Origin of the sequence: Rhodopseudomonas sp. BR0M22 (assembly GCF_010907035.1) — a bacterium.
Classification (GTDB): Bacteria; Pseudomonadota; Alphaproteobacteria; order Rhizobiales; family Xanthobacteraceae; genus Rhodopseudomonas.
Genome location: NZ_QUMK01000041.1, coordinates 1 through 20,641, shown reverse-complemented (window position 1 = coordinate 20,641; position 20,641 = coordinate 1). Strand labels below are relative to the sequence as shown.

Below are 20,641 nucleotides of genomic sequence, written 5' to 3'. Positions count from 1 at the left end.
AATGATAACTCAAGACCTTGCATAATGTTCTAATTTTGTTCTTACCGCCATCCCTTGTCTCGGGCGGGATCCGGCCCGATCGGCCTCCGATCTGAGCGTTCAGGACTCAGAACCGAGCGATCGCCTGGCTTGCAGGCACCGGGAGTCGCGGCTTTTTGCACAAAACCCAGGCACCGCGCCGCAACGATGCCCTCGTCACGGGTTTCGATCCGGGACTATTGTTTGTATGGTCGTGGTCTCGTCCGCTTGGAATGGTCACTTGCCCGTGCAGTCGCTACCAGAAAAAAATTCCTCCCAGTCGGCGCCTCTGGATGAGCTGGCGCTCGCCGAGATCAAAAGCGCGATCCTCGCCAAGCTGACGCTGGCGATCGGCAAGGAGGCCGCGCACGCGACCAAGCACGATTGGTACAAGGCCTCCGCCTTGGCGCTGCGCGACCGGATCGTGCACCGCTGGCTGGTGTCCGAGAAGGAGAGCTACGACGCCGGCCGCAAGCGGGTGTATTATCTGTCGCTCGAGTTCCTGATCGGCCGGCTGTTCACCGATTCGCTGAACAATATGGGTCTGCTGTCCCAATTCGCCGCCGCGCTCGGCGACCTCGGCGTCGGCCTCAATGATTTGCGCAAATGCGAACCGGACGCGGCGCTCGGCAATGGCGGCCTCGGCCGGCTCGCCGCATGCTTCATGGAGAGCATGGCGACGCTGGAGATCCCGGCCTACGGCTACGGCATCCGTTACGATTACGGCCTGTTCCGCCAGATCATCAATCACGGCTGGCAGCAGGAATTCCCGGACGAGTGGCTGAGCTTCGGCAACCCGTGGGAACTGCAGCGGCCGGAGGTCGTCTATCAGGTCAAGTTCGGCGGCCATGTCGACCAGGTCACCGACGCCAAGGGCTTTACCCGCGCGGTGTGGACGCCGGGCGAGACCGTGCAGGCGGTCGCCTACGACACCCCGATCGTCGGTTGGCGCGGCGAGCACGTCAACGCGCTGCGGCTGTGGTCGGCGCGCGCGCCGGACCCGCTGCTGATCGACGTGTTCAATACCGGCGACTATCTCGGCGCGACCGCGCACGAGGCACGCGCCGAGGCGATCTGCAAGTTCCTGTATCCGAACGATGAGAGCCCGGCGGGCCGCGAGCTGCGGCTGCGCCAGGAGTATTTCTTCGTCTCCGCCTCGCTGCAGGACCTGATCAAGCGGCATTTGGATTCCGACGGCCAGATCCGCAACCTCGCCAAGAAGGCCGCAATCCAGCTTAACGACACCCACCCGTCGCTGGCGGTCGCCGAGCTGATGCGACTCCTGGTCGACGTCCACGCGCTGCGCTGGGACGACGCCTGGCAGATCACGGTCGCGACGCTGAGCTACACCAACCATACGCTGCTGCCCGAGGCGCTGGAGACCTGGCCGCTCGACCTGTTCCAGCGCACGCTGCCGCGGCACCTCGAAATCATCTACCGTATCAACGAGGCGCATCTCGGCCTCGCCGAGGCGCGCAGCCCGGGCGACATCGAGTTCCGCGCCTCGGTGTCGCTGATCGACGAGAAGGCCGGCCGCCGGGTGCGGATGGGCCACCTCGCCTTCATCGGCTCGCATCGCATCAACGGCGTCTCGGCGATGCACTCCGACCTGATGAAGGAGACCGTGTTCCACGATCTCAACTTCCTGTATCCGGGCCGCATCACCAACAAGACCAACGGCATCACCTTCCGGCGCTGGCTGACGCTGGCCAATCCGGGGCTGACCGACCTGATCCGCTCGGTCGCCGGCGACGAAGTGCTGGACGATCCGACCCGGCTGGAACGGCTCGAAGCCTTCGCCGGCGACAGCGCGTTTCAGCAGCAGTTCCGTTCGGTCAAGCACCGCAACAAGGTGGCGCTGGCGCGGCTGATCGGCGAGCGCAACAACATCCGGATCGACCCGAGCGCGCTGTTCGACGTCCAGATCAAGCGCATTCACGAGTACAAGCGGCAATTGCTCAACGTGCTCGAGACCATCGCGCTGTATCAGGCGATCAAGGACGATCCGAACCGCGACTGGGTGCCGAGGGTCAAGATTTTCGCCGGCAAAGCGGCGGCTAGCTATCGCTACGCCAAGCTGATCATCAAGCTGATCAACGACGTCGCCGAGGTGGTGAACAACGACGCCTCGATCGGCGGCAAGCTGAAAGTGGTGTTCCTCGCCGACTACAATGTCAGCCTCGCCGAGGTGATCATTCCGGCCGCAGACCTGTCGGAGCAGATCTCGACCGCCGGCATGGAAGCCTCCGGCACCGGCAATATGAAGCTGGCGCTGAACGGCGCGCTGACGATCGGCACGCTCGACGGCGCCAATATCGAAATCCGTGACCTGGTGGGGGCGGAGAACATCGCGATCTTCGGCATGGAAGCGCTCGAAGTGGTGGCTCGCCGTGCCCAGGGGCTCGATGCCACCGACGTCATCAACCGCTCGCCGGCGCTCGCCAACGCGATCCGCGCGATCGACTCCGGCGCGTTCTCGCCCGACGACCGGGCGCGGTTCGCCTCCGTCGCGCATGCGCTGCGGCATCTCGACCACTACATGGTCAGCGCCGACTTCGACAGCTACTACGAAGCCCAGCGCGGCATCGACGCGCGCTGGCGCGCCGGCCCGGCCTGGACCCGCGCCGGTATCCTCAACGTCGCCCGGATGGCGTGGTTCTCCTCGGACCGCACCATTCGCGAATACGCCGAAGAGATCTGGAACGTGCCGACCAAGCCGGCGACGCAACCCTCCCCGGCGCGGCAGGCGGGATAGCCGACACACTGCGGAGCGCGCACACTCCGCCCCGAGCCCGTCATTCCGGGGCGCTCGCGCCAGCGAGCGAACCCGGAATCCCGAGATTCAGGGCACTGTTTTCCAACACCTGCGAGATTCCGGGTTCGCGCGTTTCACGCACGCCCCGGAATGACGTGCGCCTGTGGCCCGCGCGCCGCCGCAGCCCTGCCCCATCACATGATGGCCGACAGCCATTGCGCATGGCCTCGCCGCAGTGCAAGCTTGCGGCGCCACAACAAGAGCAACAACACGGGAAGCGCACCATGGACGCCAAGGTCGAGCACACGCCGCATCCGTTCGACGCCGCGACGCGCGTGGACTTCGATGACGGACGCTGGCAGGGCGCGACCAGCGACGATTACCATGCCTTCGTCGGTCAATTCGGCGGAGCCACCGCGGCGACGCTGCTGCGCACCCTGATGCAGCAGCCGGAGCGCGCCGGCGATCCGCTGGCTTTCACAGTCAACTTCTGCGCGCCGATCAGCGCCGGCAGCTTCGAGCTGACGCCGCGGCTGATCAAGGCGACGCGCTCGACCCAGCATTGGGGCATCGAACTCAGCCAAGGCGACGCCGGCGTCGAAGTATTCGCCACCGCGGTGTTTGCGCAGCGTCGCGAGACCTGGACGCACCGCCCGGCCGAGATGCCGAAGACTGCGGCCTATGACGAAGCCCCGGTGTATGTGCGCGGCGGCGTGGCGGCGTCATGGATCCGTCAGTTCGAGTTTCGCTTCGTCGAGAACGAGCCGAACTTCGGCGGCGGGCCGCTGCCGGAGCCGGCGAGCCCACACACCAAAGCGTGGATCGGCCACGCCGTGCCGCGCACGCTCGATTTGTTGTCGTTGTCGGCGATCGCGGATGCGTTCTTCGCGCGGATCTTCCACGTCCGCGGCGAATTATTGCCGATCGGCACGGTGTCGATGACGACCTATTTCCACGTCGACGCCGCCGATCTCGCCGCCGAGCCGATCACCGCGGTGCTCGGTGTCGCCGACGCCAACGTGTTTCACAAGAGCTTCTCCGACCAGACCGGCGAATTGTGGTCGCCGAGCGGGCGGCTGCTGGCGACGACGCATCAGATCACCTATTTCAAGGCCTGAGTTGGCGCAGCGCTCCGGCGCGCGTCGCGCGCGTTTGAAGGGGCGTCACCGCCATGTCGCAGACCGAAGCCGCTCACAGCGAGTCCGCACGGCGCGTCGCGCTGCTCGGCGTGCCGATCGAGATCGGCGCCGGCCTGCGCGGCACGCTGATGGGACCCGCCGCGCTGCGCACCGCGGGTATCGGCCGCGTGCTCGATCAGCTCGGCTTTGCGGTCGAGGATCTCGGCGACATGACGCGGCCTGCATTCGATGGCGGCAACGATCCGGCGCCGGCCAACGCGAATTACTACACCGAGGTGAAGAGCTGGGTCGGGGCGATCTCGGCGCGCGCCTATGAGCTGGCGAGATCGGGCGCGGTGCCGCTGTTCATGGGCGGCGATCACAGCCTGTCGATGGGCTCGGTCAACGGCGTGGCGCGCTACTGGCAAGAACAAAGCAAGCCGCTGTTCGTGCTGTGGTTCGATGCCCATGCCGACTACAACACGCCGGCGACGACGCTGACCGCCAACATGCACGGCATGTCGGCGGCGTTCCTGTGCGGCGAGCCGGGACTCGATCATCTGCTCGGCGACGAGCCGCGGGTCTCTGTTCCGCCGAGCCGGCTCGACCTGTTCGGCATCCGCTCGATCGATCCGCTCGAGAAAGAGCTGGTGCGCCAACGCGCGATCCCGGTGGTCGACATGCGGGGAATCGACGAATTCGGCGTCGGCGTGCTGATCCGCCGCGTTATCGACCGCGTCAGCAAAGCCGGCGGGGTGCTACATCTGTCGTTCGACGTCGACGTGCTCGATCCCGCGGTGGCGCCCGGCGTCGGCACCACCGTGCCGGGCGGCGCCACCTATCGCGAGGCGCACCTGGTGATGGAGCTGCTGCACGACTCCGGCCTCGTCCGCTCGGTCGACATCGTCGAACTCAACCCCTTCCTCGACGAACGCGGCCGCACCGCCCGCGTCGCGGTCGAACTCATTGGCAGCCTGTTCGGCATGCAGATCACCGACCGGGTGACCCCGACCAACGCCGTGCTGCCGGAGGGGTGAGTGCCCTCCCCCGCGCTCGTCATTCCGGGGCGCTTGCGCTAGCAAGCGAACCCGGAATCTCGCAGTTTTGGAAAAGACGGAGTCGCAGAACTCCTCGGGATTCCGGGCTCGCGAGCTGCGCTCGCGCCCCGGAATGACGCCGCGTTGGGCCGTCGAACTGGCATCGCTCGGCCATATCGGCTAAACGCGCCGCAGCATTTCTCCCCCCGCGTGAGCCCATGATCCGTCTCGACAACATCTCCAAGCAGAACGGCCACCAGATCCTCTACATCGAAGCCTCCGCAACGCTGCTGCGGGGCGAGAAGATCGGGCTGGTCGGGCCGAACGGCTCCGGCAAGACCACGCTGTTCCGGATGATCACCGGCCAGGAACAGCCGGACGAAGGTCAGGTGTCGGTCGATCGCGGCCTGACCATCGGCTATTTCAGCCAGGACGTCGGCGAGATGAGCGGCCGCAGCGCGGTCGCCGAGACCATGGAGGGCGCCGGCCCGGTCAGCGAGGTCGCGGCCGAGCTGAAGGAGCTGGAGCACGCGCTGGCCGATCCGGACCGCGCCGACGAGATGGAACAGATCCTCGAACGCTACGGCGAGGTACAGCACCGCTTCGAGGAGCTCGACGGCTACGCGCTCGAAGGCCGCGCCCGCGAGGTGCTGGCCGGCCTGTCGTTCAGCCAGGAGATGATGGACGGCGACGTCGGCAATCTGTCGGGCGGCTGGAAGATGCGCGTGGCGCTCGCCCGCATTCTGTTGATGCGGCCGGACGTGATGCTGCTCGACGAACCGTCGAACCATCTCGACATCGAAAGCCTGATCTGGCTCGAGCAGTTCCTCAAGGGCTTCGAGGGCGCGCTCCTGATGACCTCGCACGACCGCGCCTTCATGAACCGCATCGTCAACAAGATCGTCGAGATCGATGCCGGCACGCTGACCAGCTACACCGGCGACTACGAATTCTACGAGGGCCAGCGCGCGCTCGCCGACAAGCAGCAGCAGGCGCAGTTCGAGCGCCAGCAGGCGATGCTCGCCAAGGAAGTGGCGTTCATCGAGCGCTTCAAGGCGCGCGCCTCGCACGCCGCCCAGGTGCAGAGCCGGGTCAAGAAGCTGGAGAAGATCGAGAAGGTCGAGCCGCCGCGCCGCCGCCAGATCATCGCGTTCGACTTCCTGCCGGCGCCGCGCTCGGGCGAAGACGTCGCCAGCCTCAGCCATGTCCGCAAGGCCTACGGCAATCACGTGATCTACGAGGATCTGGATTTCGCGATCCGCCGCCGCGAGCGCTGGTGCGTGATGGGGATCAACGGCGCCGGCAAATCGACGCTGCTCAAGCTGGTCGCCGGCGCCACCGCGCCCGACGACGGCAGCGTCACGATCGGCGGCAGCGTCAAGATGGGCTACTTCGCCCAGCACGCGATGGATCTGATCGACGGCGAACTCACCGTGTTTCAGTCGCTGGAAGAGTGGTTTCCGCAGGCCGGCCAGGGTTCATTGCGCGCGCTCGCCGGCTGCTTCGGGTTCTCCGGCGACGACGTCGAGAAGCGCTGCCGCGTGCTGTCCGGCGGCGAGAAGGCCCGGCTGGTGATGGCCAAGATGCTGTACGATCCGCCGAACTTCCTGGTGCTGGACGAGCCGACCAACCATCTCGACATCGCCACCAAGGAAATGCTGATCAAGGCGCTGGCCGACTTCGAAGGCACCATGCTGTTCGTCTCGCACGACCGCCACTTCCTGGCCGCGCTGTCGAACCGCGTGCTGGAGCTGACGCCGGAGGGCGTCCACAAATACGGCGGCGGCTACACCGAATACGTCGCCCGCACCGGCCATGAAGCGCCGGGGCTGCATTAAGCAGTCGCCCCAACAACGCCGTCATGCGCGGGCTTGACGCGCGCGTGCATCACGCGCCGCGTGCGTCTTCAATCAGTCGTTGCAAAGACGATGGGTGGCCGGGTCGCGCCCGGCCATGACGCTTAGCGATGTGGAGTCCCATCGCCTCAGAACAACGGCTTGGTCTGCCCTACCTTCAGCGGGCCGAGCATCACGGCGCCTTCGACGAAGCGCAGCGGGAAGGCGCGGGCGGGGCGGCCTTCCAGCGTGGTTTCCTGGCCGAGCGCGTCGATGCCGGCGACGGCCGCGACGTTGGCGTTCTTGCGCACCACCTGGCCGAGGCCCGGAATGGCGCGGTCGAGCGCGCCGAGCACGTTGTTGACGTCGTTGGCGCGAACGCCGGGCGCCAGCCGGTCGAGCGTCGATTGCGACACGCCCTGCTCCAGCATCTTGTCGATGCCGAGCTTGGGGATCACCTTATCGAGCCCGGTGGCCACCATCTGCAATTCGCCGTCGACATAGCCCTGCGGGGTCAGCCCGAGCGAGCCGGTGGCGACCGCCACCATGTCGCCCTGCTGGATCCGCGCCTGTTCGAACTGGATGCGGCCTCCGGCGGCCTGCAGCTCACGGAAGCGCTGCGGCCACGGCTTCGGCCTGAAGTCCTTCAGGCCGCTGATCAAGAGACGAAGGTGGGCGTCGAGCGGATCGGCGAGCAGCGGATGCAGGTTCTGCACCGAGGTGCCGTCGAGGCTGAGATCGACCTCGAGCTGGCGAGGCTCGGTGCCGGAAGCCCCGCGCTGCCGGCCGTGCAGCTCGGCGTGCCGGGCGCGGGCGAGCGGCACACGGGTCGCGCCGCTCAATCCGTCGAGCACCGGCTCGTCGAACACCAGGGCGACGCGCTCCGGCGCGGCCGGCAGTCCGGCGACGCTGCTGCCGGCGGTCTTCCAGTTCAGCTCCATCGACACCGGCTGACCGCGATCCGCAAAGGTCGCAGGTCCCTTGAACTCGGCGATCAGAAGGCTCGGCTGATACAGCGAAGCCACCACCAGGATTTCACCGAGCTTCGCCGTCATCGGGGTTTGGCTGGCGACCTGCTCGGCGGTCTGCGAGGTCAGCGCGACGCTGGCGTTCTCGCAGCGAACTTCCAGCCGGAACGGAAAGCCCGCAACCGAGCGCTGGCCGCAATCATAGCTGCGGCCGGCCTTGGCTTCGCGGGCCCGCCATTCATCGACGATGCGATCGACCTGACTCGCGGAAAACAACCAGAACGCGCTCCAGGCGAGCGCCGCCAGCACCACCACGCCGGGGAGCAACAGCACGGGCCACAACGGGCGGCGGGGGGAAATTGGGAAATCTGCCATCGCGCCTACTTAAGGGGAGAAGCCCGAAAAGGGAATCCGCGACCGGCTGCCGCACGCCATGCCGCGAACGCGGCTGGCCCGCGCGGCAAACCGCTCACGCTTCACGGCCCGATGGGGTAAGGACTGATTTTGTCATTTGCACGATAGCCCCGCCTGCACGCATGTCCGCCAAAACCCTCACCGAATCCGAGCTGTCCGACGGCGACCTCTGGGTGTTCGGCTATGGCTCGCTGATGTGGAATCCCGGCTTCGACTTCGTCGAGCGGGTGCCGGCACGGCTGATCGGCGAGCACCGGGCGCTGTGCGTGTATTCGTTCGTCCATCGCGGCACGCCGGAGCAGCCCGGCCTGGTCCTCGGGCTCGATCGCGGTGGCGCCTGCCGCGGCATCGCGTTCCGGGTCGCTGACGCGCAGCGAATGGCGACGGTCGCCTACCTGCGCGAGCGCGAGCAGGTGACCAGCGTGTATCGCGAGGTGAAGCGCTCGGTCTGGCTCGAGGACCATGCCCGCCGCCGTGTCAGCGCGCTGGCCTACGTGGTCGATCGCGGTCATGCGCAATATGCCGGGCGGCTGACGCCTGCCGAACAGCTCCGCCACGTCCGCCAGGGACATGGCCGCTCCGGGCCGAACCGCGATTATGTGGTCGCCACCGTGAAGGCGCTGGAAACCCAGGGCTGCCGCGACGTGCCGCTGCACCAGCTCGCCGAAGCGCTGCGCGACGACGCACCGACGCCGCGCTGACGCCGAATCGGCGCGCGATCAGCCGGCCTGGCCGCGTTCGGGCTTCGGCGCCTGCTTCGCCTGATGCGACGTGACGCTCGGCACCCGGCCGAACAGCTCCGCCTGCTCCTTGCGCGCCTCCGCGATCAGCCGGTTGCTCGCGGTCTCGATCGCGGCACTGACGCGGGTGAGGAATTCCCGCCGCTCCAAGCCGGCCGGCAGCGGATCGAGGAACTCGACCACGATCGTACCGGGATAACGCATGAACTGCCGGCGCGGCCAGAACAGCCCGGAATTCAGCGCGACCGGCAGGCACGGCACATCGCAATCGGCGTAGATCTGAGCGACGCCGGCCTTGTAGTGCGGCGGCGCGTCGACCGGGGTTCGGGTGCCTTCCGGAAAGATGATCAACTGACGGCCGCGATTGACCTCTCGGCTGGCGCTCTTGGCCATTTCCATCAGGATCCGGCCGCCTTTGCGGCGATTGATCGCGATCATGTCGGCCTTGACCAGCAGCCAGCCGAACACCGGAATCCAGGTCAGTTCGCGCTTGAGGATGTACAGCGGCGCATCGAAGAACTGCAGCAGCGCGAAGGTCTCCCACATCGACTGATGCTTCGGCGCGACGATCAGCGGCCCCGGCGGAATCTTCTCCAACCCGCGAAATTCGACCCGTGTGCCGCACACCAGGCGCATCAGCCAGATGCTGCTCTGGCCCCACATCTTGGCGACCTTGATCAGCGCCCGGCGCGGCAGCAGGAAGGTCGGGATCGCCACGATCAGCCAGCCGACCAGCAACAGGTAAAACAACACGTTGAAAATCAGCGAGCGCAGAAAGATCACGAACATCGGAACGGTCCGATCAGTTGACGGCGGCTGTCGCTGACTTGCGGGCGCCGGTCGGTTCGGCCTGTTCGGCCGGTTCGGGCATCAGCTCAATGCCGAACTTCGACAGTCGCACCCGCAGCTCGACCGCGAGATATTTGGCGTATTCCGATAGCAACAGCCGCAGCGTTCCGCCACTGGTCCACCACGGCTCGTCGCGCCACTTGTCGCCGATCACCGCGAACGGAATCAATTCGACGTCCGGCATGGCGTGCGACATTTCGGCGATCGCACGCGGCATATGATAATTCGACGTCACCACGATCAGCGAGCGGAAGCCGCGCTCCTGAACCCAGCGCCGGGTTTCGGAAGCGTTGCTGCGGGTATCGACCGCGGAGCGGTCGAGGTCGACGCAGCAACTGAACAAATCCCGGCTTTCGGGCACCGAGCGGGAAATGTCACGGGCCCCATTGGTGCGATGAACGCCCGAGATCAGCAGCCGCTTGCCATAGCCGGCGGCCAACAGCTCCACCGCATCCGAAACCCGCGACGAGCCGCCAGTCAGCACCACGATGCCGTCCGCGTTGTGGCGCGGTTGCTGCTCGGCGCCGTGCAATTGCGCCAGAAACACGACGAAGCCGCCCGCCACGGCGACGAAGCCGAGCGCCAGCACCGCCACAATCGTCGCGCGCAGCCGCCCGCCGCGTCGAACCGGACGGTCTGACGGCGAAGAGAGCGGGTTGAGATCGGACGACGACGGCATGGGACGTGCGAGAGGCCTCGTTTAACGAGCGTTTCGCGGCCGCCGCTGGCGACACGCGAAAGATGCCCGGACTCTAATGCGATTTCGGGCGAAAGGGAGTCCGCCGGATGGTCGAACGACCGCAGCGGTGCGGCGGTAGCTCAGCGGTCATTGGCGGCTCATTCGATCGAGTTCAGCGTGCTGAACAGCGTGCGGCGGGAGGCCAGAGCTGTGATCCCGGCAATCAGAACCGCCATGCCGGCGAGCGCCAGATAGCCGGTCGGGCGCAGCGAGAAGGTGCCGAGCAGCGCCGCGAACTGGTCGCCGACCGGGGTGCCGGAAAACCACGTCGCCACCGATTCCGAAAAGCCGAACACGAAGATCGCGGCGCCGCCGCCGATCAGCCCGCCCTGCAGGCCGAGCAGAAGGAAGTGGCGGAAGAAGCGATTGGCGATGTAGCGATCGCTGGCGCCGACGAAATGCAGCACCTCGACGATCGGCCGATTGGCCGCCATCGCGCCGCGGGTGGCGAACGACACCGAGATGATGGTGGCGACGATCACGAGGCCGAGCACGCCGAGCCCCGCGAACACCGTGGCACCGGTCATCGACCGCATCCGTTCGATCCAGGCGCGATGATCGTCGACCGTCGCGCTCGGCGCCGCTTCAGCGACACGGCGACGCAGTTCGGCCAAATCGAGACCGCGGCCTGGGACGGTGCGCGCCACGATCACCCGCGGCACCGGCAGGTCGTCGAGCGACAGGCCGGTTCCAAGCCACGGCTCCAGCAGCTTGGCGGATTCTTCCTTGGTGAAGATCCGCACCTCGACCATCCCGGGCTGGCTGCGCACCACCTCGGCGACCTGTTCGGCGTCACGATCGAGGTCGCGACCGCGCACCGAGCGCACCTGGACGGTCAGCTCGCTGGAGACCTCCGACTGCCACTCCGTCGCCGAGGCGCTGATCAACATCACCACGCCGGTGGTCATCGACGCCAGGAACGTCATGATCGCCACCACGGCGACCAGCGCGCGGCCGGAGATCGAAGCCCGCGGCACGATCGGCGAGGCGTTGCGCGCCTTCGGCGGCACCTGCGGGCGCTCGTGCCCGAGGTCGACCATGATGTCGCGTTCGTCGGCTCTGCGCACCGGCCCCAGCCTATTCATAAACGTGAAGCCGACCCTGGTGCAGCACCAGCCGGCGCGCTTCGTATTGATCCATCAGATTGATGTCGTGTGTCGCGATCACCACCGCGGTCCCGGTCTTGTTCAATTCCACAAACAGCCGCAGCAACCGGCGCCCGAGCGTCGGGTCGACGTTGCCGGTCGGCTCGTCGGCGAGCAGCAGATGCGGCCGGCCGATCACCGCGCGGGCGATCGCGGCGCGCTGCTTCTCGCCGCCCGACAGCACCGGCGGCAGCGCGTCCATCCGGTCGCCGAGTCCGACCCACTTCAACAGATCGATGACCTCCTTGCGATAGCTCGACTCGTCACGCCCGGTGACCCGGAACGGCAGCGCAACGTTCTCATAGGTGGTCATGTGGTCGAGCAGGCGGAAGTCCTGCAGCACGATGCCGATGCGCTGGCGCAGCGCCGCGACCTCGTCCTTGCCGAGCAGCGACACGTCGTTGCCGAACAGATTGACGAGCCCGCGGGTCGGCCGCAACGACAGGAACAGCAGCCTCAGCAGCGAGGTCTTGCCCGCACCGGACGGGCCGGTGAGGAACTGGAACGAGTGCGCCGGAATTGCAAAATTGAGGTCGCGGAGAATCTCCGGACCAAGCCCATAGCGCAGGCCGACATTTTCGAAGCGGACCACGTTCAGCTCCGATTTCGATCGGCGCGGGGAGAAAGGGCACGCCACGCCATCTGCCCGTGCCGCCGTTGTGAGGCGGCTATGGTTTCCGATTCGTTAACGGAACGCCGGTACGATCGGACGAACCTTATAGCCAGCGATTCGCCATGCATATCGTCTGCCCGCATTGTACGACATCCTATGCGATCGATCCGGCCAAACTGGGAGATGCCGGCCGGACGGTACGTTGTTCCCGGTGCAAGGAAGTCTGGCTGGCGCGCCCCGAAGACGTGCAGAGCGACGTCCGTGTCGCCGCGATGACGGTCGACCAACAGCAGCCGGCCACCAACGACCTTGCCAATAACCCCGGTTGGGGCGTGACCGAGGATGAGCAAGACCCCCCCGTTGTCGAGAGCCCGCCGATCACCGCGGACCTGCCCGGGCAGGGCGACTTCGATCCGTTCGTGCGCGCGCTTGCCAACGAGCCCGCACCGGGCGACGACGAAGAGCCGCTGCCGCGGCGGCGCAAACGCAAACCGTCGTTCGGCACCAGGCGCCGCCACAGCAGCATCAAGGAACGGCTGACGGAACTGCGCCAGGAGCCGATCAAGGCGGTCAAGTCGCTCCTCAACGCGCAGCTTGCGATCGCGGTGTTCGGGTCGGTGGCGCTCGGCCTGCTGATCTGGCGCGTCGACATCGTCCGGCTGATGCCGCAGACGGCGGCGTTCTACCAGACGATCGGTTTCGACGTGAACCTGCGTGGGCTGGCGATCAAGGACGTCAAGATCAGCCGCGAGACGGTGGAATCCAAGCCGGTGCTGGTGATCGAAGGCGTGATCGTCGGCCAAGCCAAGAAGACCGTCGATGTGCCGCGACTGCGATTCTCGGTGCGCGACGGCAAGGGCACCGAGATTTACGCCTGGAACGCGGTGCTGGAACAGCAGGCGCTGCGGCCCGGCGAGACCGCTTGGTTCCGGACACGGCTGGCGTCGCCGCCCGCCGAAGCGCGATCGATCGACGTGCGCTTCTTCAACCGGCGTGACATTGCCGCAGGCGGCGCCTGAGGTCATGATGAGTATAGTTGCACGCGGACCGGCGCCGGCCGCGACGAGGGAATAGAACGATGGCGCGCATCCTGATCGCCGACGACGAAGAATCGATGCGCATGCTGGTCGCACGCGCGATCGGCATGGACGGCCACGAAACCGTGACGGCCGAGGACGGCAGCGAAGCGCTGGAGATCCTCACCAACCAGAACGGCAGATTCGACCTGCTGCTGACCGACATCAAGATGCCGATCATGGACGGCATCGCGCTGGCGCTGGCAGCGGCGCGCGACTTCCCGGAACTGACGATCCTGCTGATGACCGGCTTCGCCGATCAACGCGAACGCGCCTCCGGCCTCGACGCGATCGTGCACGACGTCGTCACCAAGCCGTTCTCGGTGGCCGACATCCGCACAGCAGTCGCGGATGCGCTCACGGCGAAGAAGAGAAACTAATCACCAACGCCATCCCCGCTTCGCAGCGCGCCCCCTCTCCCGCTTGCGGGAGAGGGCTGGGGTGAGGGCGACGCGGGCAGTGAGTTTCCTATTTGGGCGCCGCCCGGCGCCCCAACTTCTGGATTCCGGGCTCGCTCGCGACGCGAGCGCCCGGAATGACGGGGCTGGCGGTGAGCCGCCCTAATAATCCTTCAGCAGCCGCTCGATATAGTCGAGTTCGATCTGCGGGCGGCCGGAATCGCCGAGGCGGCGGCGGAGTTCTTCGAGAATGCGGCGGACGCGCTGAACGTCGATTTCGCCGGGAATCTTCACGGTGAGATCGTCGCCGAGGTCGCGGCCGCGGAGCGGACGGCCGAGCGGATCGGTCTGGTTGGCGCCGCTCTGTTGTCGGCCGGGACGGTTGCCCTGGCCATCGGCCTGGCCGTCTCCATCGCCCTGTTGCATCGCTTCGGCGAGTTTCTGCGCGCCCTGGCGCAGCGCTTCGAGCGCGCGGCCTTGTGAGTCCACCGCGCCGTCGGCATTGCCGTCGCCGAGCCGGCCTTCGGCGTCGCCCATCGCCGAGTCGGCCTGATCGAGACCGCCCTCGCCTTGCTGGCCTTGCTGACCCTGCTCGCCCTTGTCGCCGGGCTGGTTCTGGCCGAAGCCACGCTTGGCGAGTTCCTGCTGCAGCTTGCGCAAGCGGTCGTGCAGGTTCTGCTGATCCTGCTGCAAATCGCCGAGATTCTGCTCGCCGTCCTGGCCGCGCATCCGGTCGCGGCGCTGATCCTGCCCCTGCTTGTAGGTCTTGTCGCGGAGCTGCTGCTGCTTGCGGATCATGTCGCCGAGTTCGTTGAGCGCCTGCTCCATGTCGCTGTCGCCGCCCTGGCCGGGCTGGGCCATCTGCAGGTTCTCGAGCATCTGCGCGAGCTGATCGAGCAGTTGCTTGGCGGCCTCCTTGTCGCCGGAGCGAGACATCCGCTCCAGCCGCTGGATCATGGCGTCGAGATCCTGCTGCCGCATCACCTTGGTGTTCGGATCGAGCGGCCGGGCGAGCTGCTGCGGATTGTTGCGAAGCTGCTCGGCGAGCTGGCGCATGTAGGCGTCGAGCGCCGCACGCAGCTTGTCGGTGAGCTGCTTGATCTCCTCGTCCGGCGCGCCGCGCTCCAGCGCGTCCTTCAGAGCATCCTGCGCGGCCCGCAATGCCTTCTCGACATCCGACGCATCGCCGTCTTCGATCGACACCGCCAGCGACCACAGATTGCTCACGACCTCGCGGAGCTGGTCGTCGGTGCCGGCGCGTTCGAGCTGATCGGCGATCGTGTAGAGCCCGAGATACTGACCGGCGTTCGGGGTGAACACCTCGGGGGCGATCATCAACGCATCGAGCGCGGTGTGGACTTTCTTGTTGGCGTTGGCGTCGAGCGCCAGGATGCGGCGTTGCTCGATCAAAGCGCGGGCCAGCGGCTTGGTGAACAGCCGCTCCGGCAGCCGCATCGCAAACGGCTCGCTACGGCCTTCGTTGCCGGCCTCGTCCTTGGCGGTGAGCGTCAGCTCCACTTCGGCGCCCGCATAGGGATCTTCGCTGAAATCCTTCACGGTCTGGCCGACGCCGGCACGGGTGCGGGCATTCGGCAGCACCAGCTTGATCTGCGGCGGCTCGAACAACGGCCGCGGCGCATCAGCCGGTTTAGCGTCAGGGGTCTTGGCGGCCGGCGCAGCGGTGAAACGCGCCTCGGCCTCCGTCACCCCGTAATCGTCTTCGAGCTTGTAGGACAGTTGCAGCGAGCCGCGCGCCTGGCGCTGCGGCTCCTTGGCGAGCGCGATTGCGGGCGGCTTGTCCGGCGTCGCTGAGAAACTCCACGGGGCTTCGCTCGCCGGCGCGCGCACGCGCGCGGTGCCGTCGCCGGTGATGCGGAAATGCCGCTCGCTGACGCCCTTCGGGACTTCGTTGTCCGGCTTGATCTCGACCACGCCGCCGCTGACCGCGACATCGAGGTCGCCGCCGCTCGACCGGACCAGCAAGGTGGAGCCGACTGGTACGGCCAGCGCGCCGCTGCTCGGGGTGGCGAGATCCTTGTTGGACGCGGAGGTCAGAATGATCGGCGGCTTGTTGGTATAGACCGGCGGCGTCACCCAGGCGTCGACCCGGACATTCGACGGCGCCATCGCGCCGTTCCAGTCGAACGCCGCCATCACCCGCGCGGTGCGTTCCTCGCCGGCCGCAAAGAAGGTCGCGACCAACAGGATCACCACAAGAGCCCGCAGCCCCCAAGGATCGTGGATCGGCAGCCGCGGCGACGGCAACCCCGGCTTGAGCCCGCGGATCGTCGCCAGGGTGCGGTCACGCTGCGCCTGCCACAATGCCCGCGCCACCGGATCGCCGGTCGCCAGCGTGTCGCCGAGAGCGGTGGCCGGGCGATGCTTCAGGCCGGTGTTCCGGTCGAGCCGCGCCAGCGCCTCGTCGCGACTCGGCCAGCGGAACCTGACGGCGGGGATCAGGGCGGCGAGCGCGAGCGCGGCCAGCAGCACCATGCCGACGATGCGGCCGGAAAACGGCAACACCAGCCAGAGACCAGCCCACGACAGTGCCAGGAACAGCCCGACGACGCTGATCAATCGCGCCAGGTGCGGCCATGCCCGTTCCCAGGCAATCGCCAGCGTCGCGCGCCCGATCGCCTTGTCCAGGTGCAGCCGCGCGACCGCCTCTTCATCGTGCGGGGCCTGCGACGGATCGGGAATGCTGCCGCTCAACCATCTCTCCGGATTGCTGCTCACAGCAGCGTAGCACAACGGCGGCAATGAGGCACAGCAGGCCCGAGCCCGGACAGACCGGCCCCGACACAAAGACGTGACGTCGTCGTGCGGACCTCGTCACAGTGCCGGCCACGGCCGGCCCGAACCTGCTCAGCCGCCGCGCGAGCGCGCAGGCCCTACCACATCCGCCGCAACACGTCGGCGTTCGGATCGGCATCGACAAAGCGATGCTTCAAAGCGCCCGCGACGTGCAATCCGACCAGCCCCAGCAGGCTGTACGCAAAGACCTTGTGCAGGAATTGGAACACGCGGAACCACGGCTCGCTCTTGGGTAGCAGTTCGGGGAGAGGGAGGCCGAACAGTGTCACACCGTCGCTATCCGGATAGGTGCTGGACATCGCGTAACCCATCAATGGAACGGTCAACAGCAGCACGTAGATCGCGATGTGAACGACGCGCGACAGTACTCGCTCGTGTGCGGGCAGCACCGGCTCTGAGGGCAGACGCACCGCACTCCGAATCGCCAGTTGAACCAGCACGATCAGGAAGACCAGGACGCCGAATGATTTGTGCAGTGGATAGAGCTGGGCAAACTTCGCCTCGGTGCCGTCGTCGAGCGAAGTCATCGTCCAGCCTGCCGCAATCAGTCCAAGAATCAGAATCGCGCGCAGCCAATGCAGGATGCGGAGAACGACCGGGTACTTGTCGGGCCCGGCGGGTGTATTCGCGGCAGTCAGGTCCGTCATAGTGGTAAGGTCTCGCCGAGGGTCGGTGGCGGTCCGGCACGTAGCCACGCCGCCCCCCTGTTGGGATGCCTTGGGGGCCGAACTAAGGCTGTTTCATCGCAGTAGCCACCGATGATGTGCAGCCCGGCGCGCTCCAATTGGAGCCGGCGCTGCTCCGTTAAGGTTGATCGGTTAGGTTAAAAAGCACTTCAAATTGCTCTGATCCGCCGGAGCGCTACGGTCGGCCGGTCGCGCGCGTGGCCGGCGAAGCCGCATGTTCACGGCTATGGATTTCAAGCGCGGCCGGGACCGCCAGGAATTTGTACGCCGCGTCTGGCGGTCCCCCCCTTCTCTCAGGGGGACGACTTTTCTCAGGGGAACGACCTGCTCACAGCCACGGCGCCGGCTTGTCCATCGCGATCAGTTGCTCGACCTCGATGCGTGGACGCACCACCGCGACCTGATCGTCCTTCACCAGCACTTCAGGCACCAGCGCGCGCGTATTGTAAGTACACGCCTGCACCGCGCCGTAAGCGCCCGAGGTCATGATCGCGATCAGATCGCCGGACTTCAGCTCCGGCAGCTTGCGGTCGAGCGCGAGGTAGTCGCCGGTTTCGCACACCGGGCCAACCACATCGGCCACCATCATCTTGGCGCCGGGCGCCGGCTCCGCCACCGGCAGGATCTCGTGATACGCCTCGTACAGCGTCGGGCGGATCAGGTCGTTCATCGCCGCGTCGATGATCACGAAGGTCTTGCCGTCGCCGTGCTTCACGTAGATCACCTTGGCGACCAGGATGCCGGCATTGCCGACGATCATCCGCCCGGGTTCGAACAGCAGCGCGCAGCCGAGATTGTGGGTGACGCGCTTGACCATCTCCGCATAGGCGAACGGCTCCGGCGGCGCGTCGCGATCCTCGTAGTACGGGATGCCGAGGCCGCCGCCGAAATCGACGTGGCTGACGGTGTGGCCATCGCCGCGCAGCACGTGGATGAATTCGGCGACGATACGAAATGCCGCTTCCATCGGCGCCAAGTCGATGATCTGGCTGCCGATATGGACGTCGACGCCGGTAACCTTGATGCCCGGCAGCCTGGCGGCGCGGGCATAGACCTCGCGGGCGTGACGGATCGGAATGCCGAACTTGTTTTCGGACTTGCCGGTCGAAATCTTGGCGTGGGTGCCGGAGTCGACGTCCGGGTTGACCCGCAGGGAAATCCGCGCGGTGCGACCGGTCTCGACCGCGAGCCGCGACAGCAGTTCGAGCTCGGGCTCGGATTCGACGTTGAGGCACTTGATGTCGTGGGCGAGCGCGGCGCGCAGCTCGGGCTCGGTCTTGCCGACGCCGGAAAACACGATCTTGCTCGGCGGAATACCGGCGGCCAGCGCCCGCTGCAATTCGCCGCCCGACACCACGTCGGCGCCGGCGCCGAGCTTGGCCAGCGTGCGCAGCACCGACTGGTTGGAATTGGCCTTCATGGCGTAGCACACCAGCGTATCAAGGCCGGCGAAGGCCTCGGTGAACACCCGGTAGTGCCGCTCCAGCGTGGCGGTCGAGTAGCAGTAAAACGGCGTGCCGACGTCTTGCGCGATCGACGCAAGGCTGACGCCTTCGGCGTGCAGCACGCCGTCGCGATAGTCGAAATGACGCATCTTGGCGCTTAGTCCAGCAGCGGATCGAGAATGGTGCTTCGCTTACGCCCCTTGGCGGCGGACGGCGGGGCGTTGGTGCCGTAGGACGAGTCGAACACGTCGCCCTTGGCCTCCGGCTTGGTCGCCGGCGCGGCCGATGGCGTATCGGCGACGCCCGGCGGCAGATCCAGGCCGGCTTTACGGCCGCAGCCCGCCAGCGCCAGCGTCGCCGCCACAATCACCAGAAGCGCCCATCGCGATGGGTTGGTCACGCGATTCACGTCGAATATCCCCAATTGGCGCGGCACCATACCGAGATTGCGCCGCGCTGGCGAGCCCCCCGAATACGCCGGACGGCGGCCGCCCTCAGCGCGTTTTGCCGTTCTTGGCGAGCCGCTTGAGCCAGGCCTTGGCCTGGCTGCGGACGTTCTTCGGCGCGGTGCCGCCATAGGAGGTACGGCTCTTCACCGAGGATTCGACGCTGAGAACCGCCAGCACGTCCTTGGTGATGCGTTTTTCGATCCCCTGCATCTCGGCGAGCGGCAGCTCGTGCAGCGCCACGCCCTTCTTGGCGGCCAGCCCGACGATCCGGCCGGTGACGTGATGCGCCTCGCGGAACGGCATCTTCAGCGTCCGCACCAGCCAGTCGGCCAGATCGGTGGCGGTGGCGTAGCCCTCACCCGCGGCCGCCTTCATCCGCTCCGGCTCCGGCTCGAGATCGCGGACCATGCCGGTGATCGCACGGATCGCCAGCGACAGCGCCGCGAAGCCTTCCATCGCGCCCTGCTTGTCTTCCTGCATGTCCTTTTGATAGGCGAGCGGCAGACCCTTCATCACGATCAAGAGGCCGTTCAGCGCGCCGATCACCCGGCCGGTCTTGGCGCGGACCAGTTCGGCGGCGTCCGGATTGCGCTTCTGCGGCATGATCGACGAGCCGGTGGTGAACTTGTCCGACAGCCGGATCAGGCCGACCAGCGGCGAGGTCCAGATCACGATCTCCTCGGCGAAGCGCGACAGATGCACCGCGCAGATCGAGGCCGCCGACAGCGTCTCCAGCACGAAGTCGCGGTCCGACACCGCATCGAGCGAGTTCGCCATCGGCCGGTCGAAGCCGAGCTTGGCGGCGGTGGCGTGACGGTCGATCGGGAACGAGGTGCCGGCCAGCGCCGCGGCGCCGAGCGGGCTTTCGTTGAGCCGCTTGCGGGCGTCCTGGAACCGGCCGCGATCGCGCGCCACCATCTCGACATAGGCCATCAGATGGTGGCCGAAGGTGACCGGCTGCGCGGTCTGCAGATGGGTGAAGCCGGGCATCACCGTCTCGGCCTGCTCGAGCGCGCGCTCGGCCAGCGCCTGCTGCAGCGCCGCCAGCGCCGCATCGGTCTCGTCGAGCACATCCCGAACATAGAGCCGGAAGTCGGTGGCGACCTGATCGTTGCGCGAGCGCGCGGTGTGCAAGCGGCCGGCGGCAGGGCCGATCAGTTCGGCGAGCCGGCTCTCGACATTCATATGAATGTCTTCGAGCGCACGCTTGAAGGTGAATTTACCGGCGCCGATCTCTGACAGGATCGTGTCTAGACCCTTGCCGATATTTTTCGCATCGTTCGCGGTGATAATGCCCTGCGCAGCGAGCATGGCCGCATGAGCCTTGGACGCCGTGATGTCCTGGGCATAGAGATGACGATCGACGTCGATCGAGACGTTGATCTCTTCCATGATCGCGTCGGGGCGATCGGTGAATCGGCCGCCCCACATCTTGTTGCTCATCTGTCGCCGCTCACGATCATGCTCGCGTCTCAATCACATCTCATCACCAGCAGCCGCCCGCGAACCTGCGCAGCTTGCCGACCTCGTTTGCTCGATGAC

General features: G+C 66.7%; 17 protein-coding genes. 7 read left to right on the top strand and 10 right to left on the bottom strand.

Annotation, left to right across the window (positions count from 1 at the left end):
* Positions 1 to 226 precede the first annotated feature (226 nt).
* From DY468_RS14465 to DY468_RS14450, 4 genes are all read left to right on the top strand, one after another.
* Entirely contained in the window at positions 227 to 2,773 is a 2,547-nt protein-coding gene (locus DY468_RS14465; RefSeq protein WP_164605504.1) for a glycogen/starch/alpha-glucan phosphorylase, read from the top strand.
* Between the two features lie 284 nt (positions 2,774 to 3,057).
* Positions 3,058 to 3,891, top strand: a complete 834-nt coding sequence (locus DY468_RS14460) for an acyl-CoA thioesterase (protein WP_164605503.1) — start codon at positions 3,058 to 3,060, stop codon at positions 3,889 to 3,891.
* Between the two features lie 53 nt (positions 3,892 to 3,944).
* Complete coding sequence (rocF, locus tag DY468_RS14455; RefSeq protein WP_164605502.1) at positions 3,945 to 4,928, top strand: arginase; 984 nt, start codon at positions 3,945 to 3,947, stop codon at positions 4,926 to 4,928.
* Positions 4,929 to 5,146: 218 nt separating this feature from the next.
* The gene (locus DY468_RS14450; protein ID WP_011160262.1) at positions 5,147 to 6,766 is read left to right on the top strand and encodes an ABC-F family ATP-binding cassette domain-containing protein; all 1,620 of its coding nucleotides are present in this window, start codon (positions 5,147 to 5,149) and stop codon (positions 6,764 to 6,766) included.
* Positions 6,767 to 6,912: 146 nt separating this feature from the next.
* Here the strand turns inward: DY468_RS14450 and DY468_RS14445 are convergent, their stop codons facing one another.
* Positions 6,913 to 8,106: a DUF2125 domain-containing protein gene (locus tag DY468_RS14445; RefSeq protein WP_164605501.1), complete on the bottom strand. Its 1,194-nt coding sequence runs from the start codon at positions 8,104 to 8,106 to the stop codon at positions 6,913 to 6,915.
* Positions 8,107 to 8,267: 161 nt separating this feature from the next.
* On the opposite strand from DY468_RS14445, the gene DY468_RS14440 reads away from it, so the two are divergent.
* A complete protein-coding gene (locus tag DY468_RS14440) occupies positions 8,268 to 8,846 on the top strand; it encodes a gamma-glutamylcyclotransferase (RefSeq protein WP_164605500.1) in 579 nt (192 codons plus the stop codon).
* Positions 8,847 to 8,864: 18 nt separating this feature from the next.
* Here the strand turns inward: DY468_RS14440 and DY468_RS14435 are convergent, their stop codons facing one another.
* The 4 genes from DY468_RS14435 to ftsE all read right to left on the bottom strand — a co-directional run bounded on the left by DY468_RS14435 (position 8,865) and on the right by ftsE (position 12,210).
* Positions 8,865 to 9,674, bottom strand: coding sequence for a lysophospholipid acyltransferase family protein (locus DY468_RS14435; RefSeq protein WP_164605499.1), 810 nt, complete (start codon positions 9,672 to 9,674; stop codon positions 8,865 to 8,867).
* A gap of 13 nt (positions 9,675 to 9,687) precedes the next feature.
* Positions 9,688 to 10,413 carry a YdcF family protein gene (locus DY468_RS14430; protein ID WP_164605498.1) on the bottom strand — a complete coding sequence of 242 codons (726 nt, stop codon included), beginning with the start codon at positions 10,411 to 10,413 and terminating at the stop codon, positions 9,688 to 9,690.
* Positions 10,414 to 10,571: 158 nt separating this feature from the next.
* Positions 10,572 to 11,558: a cell division protein FtsX gene (locus DY468_RS14425; RefSeq protein WP_164605497.1), complete on the bottom strand. Its 987-nt coding sequence runs from the start codon at positions 11,556 to 11,558 to the stop codon at positions 10,572 to 10,574.
* Positions 11,551 to 12,210 carry a cell division ATP-binding protein FtsE gene (gene ftsE, locus DY468_RS14420; RefSeq protein WP_011160268.1) on the bottom strand — a complete coding sequence of 220 codons (660 nt, stop codon included), beginning with the start codon at positions 12,208 to 12,210 and terminating at the stop codon, positions 11,551 to 11,553. Before ftsE ends, DY468_RS14425 begins: the two co-directional genes overlap by 8 nt.
* Before the next feature lie 143 nt (positions 12,211 to 12,353).
* Between ftsE and DY468_RS14415 the strand changes: the two genes are divergently transcribed.
* Positions 12,354 to 13,250: an MJ0042-type zinc finger domain-containing protein gene (locus tag DY468_RS14415; protein WP_164605496.1), complete on the top strand. Its 897-nt coding sequence runs from the start codon at positions 12,354 to 12,356 to the stop codon at positions 13,248 to 13,250.
* Positions 13,251 to 13,309: 59 nt separating this feature from the next.
* Positions 13,310 to 13,687, top strand: a complete 378-nt coding sequence (locus DY468_RS14410) for a response regulator (RefSeq protein WP_164605495.1) — start codon at positions 13,310 to 13,312, stop codon at positions 13,685 to 13,687.
* Positions 13,688 to 13,867: 180 nt separating this feature from the next.
* Here DY468_RS14410 and DY468_RS14405 read toward each other — a convergent pair whose 3' ends face one another.
* The 5 genes from DY468_RS14405 to argH form a co-directional block, all read right to left on the bottom strand.
* Positions 13,868 to 16,417: a TIGR02302 family protein gene (locus tag DY468_RS14405; protein WP_164605494.1), complete on the bottom strand. Its 2,550-nt coding sequence runs from the start codon at positions 16,415 to 16,417 to the stop codon at positions 13,868 to 13,870.
* Positions 16,418 to 16,596: 179 nt separating this feature from the next.
* Positions 16,597 to 17,166: a cytochrome b gene (locus tag DY468_RS14400; protein ID WP_164605493.1), complete on the bottom strand. Its 570-nt coding sequence runs from the start codon at positions 17,164 to 17,166 to the stop codon at positions 16,597 to 16,599.
* A 367-nt stretch (positions 17,167 to 17,533) separates the two neighbouring features.
* Positions 17,534 to 18,799 (bottom strand): diaminopimelate decarboxylase, encoded by a 1,266-nt coding sequence (lysA, locus tag DY468_RS14395; protein ID WP_164605492.1) that lies wholly within the window; start codon positions 18,797 to 18,799, stop codon positions 17,534 to 17,536.
* Between the two features lie 8 nt (positions 18,800 to 18,807).
* Complete coding sequence (gene lptM, locus DY468_RS14390) at positions 18,808 to 19,089, bottom strand: LPS translocon maturation chaperone LptM (protein WP_164605491.1); 282 nt, start codon at positions 19,087 to 19,089, stop codon at positions 18,808 to 18,810.
* 55 nt (positions 19,090 to 19,144) lie between these two features.
* Positions 19,145 to 20,542 (bottom strand): argininosuccinate lyase, encoded by a 1,398-nt coding sequence (gene argH, locus DY468_RS14385; protein WP_164605490.1) that lies wholly within the window; start codon positions 20,540 to 20,542, stop codon positions 19,145 to 19,147.
* Positions 20,543 to 20,641: the final 99 nt, after the last annotated feature.

Bases quoted from the DNA above. Each gene is read 5' to 3' on its own strand.
- DY468_RS14415 (WP_164605496.1), top strand. From the start codon at position 12,354: ATGCATATCGTCTGCCCGCATTGTACGACATCCTATGCGATCGATCCG.
- DY468_RS14445 (WP_164605501.1), bottom strand. From the start codon at position 8,106: ATGGCAGATTTCCCAATTTCCCCCCGCCGCCCGTTGTGGCCCGTGCTG.
- DY468_RS14440 (WP_164605500.1), top strand. From the start codon at position 8,268: ATGTCCGCCAAAACCCTCACCGAATCCGAGCTGTCCGACGGCGACCTC.
- DY468_RS14425 (WP_164605497.1), bottom strand. From the start codon at position 11,558: ATGAATAGGCTGGGGCCGGTGCGCAGAGCCGACGAACGCGACATCATG.
- lptM (WP_164605491.1), bottom strand. From the start codon at position 19,089: ATGGTGCCGCGCCAATTGGGGATATTCGACGTGAATCGCGTGACCAAC.
- DY468_RS14435 (WP_164605499.1), bottom strand. From the start codon at position 9,674: ATGTTCGTGATCTTTCTGCGCTCGCTGATTTTCAACGTGTTGTTTTAC.
- DY468_RS14410 (WP_164605495.1), top strand. From the start codon at position 13,310: ATGGCGCGCATCCTGATCGCCGACGACGAAGAATCGATGCGCATGCTG.
- DY468_RS14460 (WP_164605503.1), top strand. From the start codon at position 3,058: ATGGACGCCAAGGTCGAGCACACGCCGCATCCGTTCGACGCCGCGACG.
- argH (WP_164605490.1), bottom strand. From the start codon at position 20,542: ATGAGCAACAAGATGTGGGGCGGCCGATTCACCGATCGCCCCGACGCG.
- lysA (WP_164605492.1), bottom strand. From the start codon at position 18,799: ATGCGTCATTTCGACTATCGCGACGGCGTGCTGCACGCCGAAGGCGTC.
- rocF (WP_164605502.1), top strand. From the start codon at position 3,945: ATGTCGCAGACCGAAGCCGCTCACAGCGAGTCCGCACGGCGCGTCGCG.
- DY468_RS14430 (WP_164605498.1), bottom strand. From the start codon at position 10,413: ATGCCGTCGTCGTCCGATCTCAACCCGCTCTCTTCGCCGTCAGACCGT.
- DY468_RS14450 (WP_011160262.1), top strand. From the start codon at position 5,147: ATGATCCGTCTCGACAACATCTCCAAGCAGAACGGCCACCAGATCCTC.
- DY468_RS14465 (WP_164605504.1), top strand. From the start codon at position 227: ATGGTCGTGGTCTCGTCCGCTTGGAATGGTCACTTGCCCGTGCAGTCG.
- DY468_RS14400 (WP_164605493.1), bottom strand. From the start codon at position 17,166: ATGACGGACCTGACTGCCGCGAATACACCCGCCGGGCCCGACAAGTAC.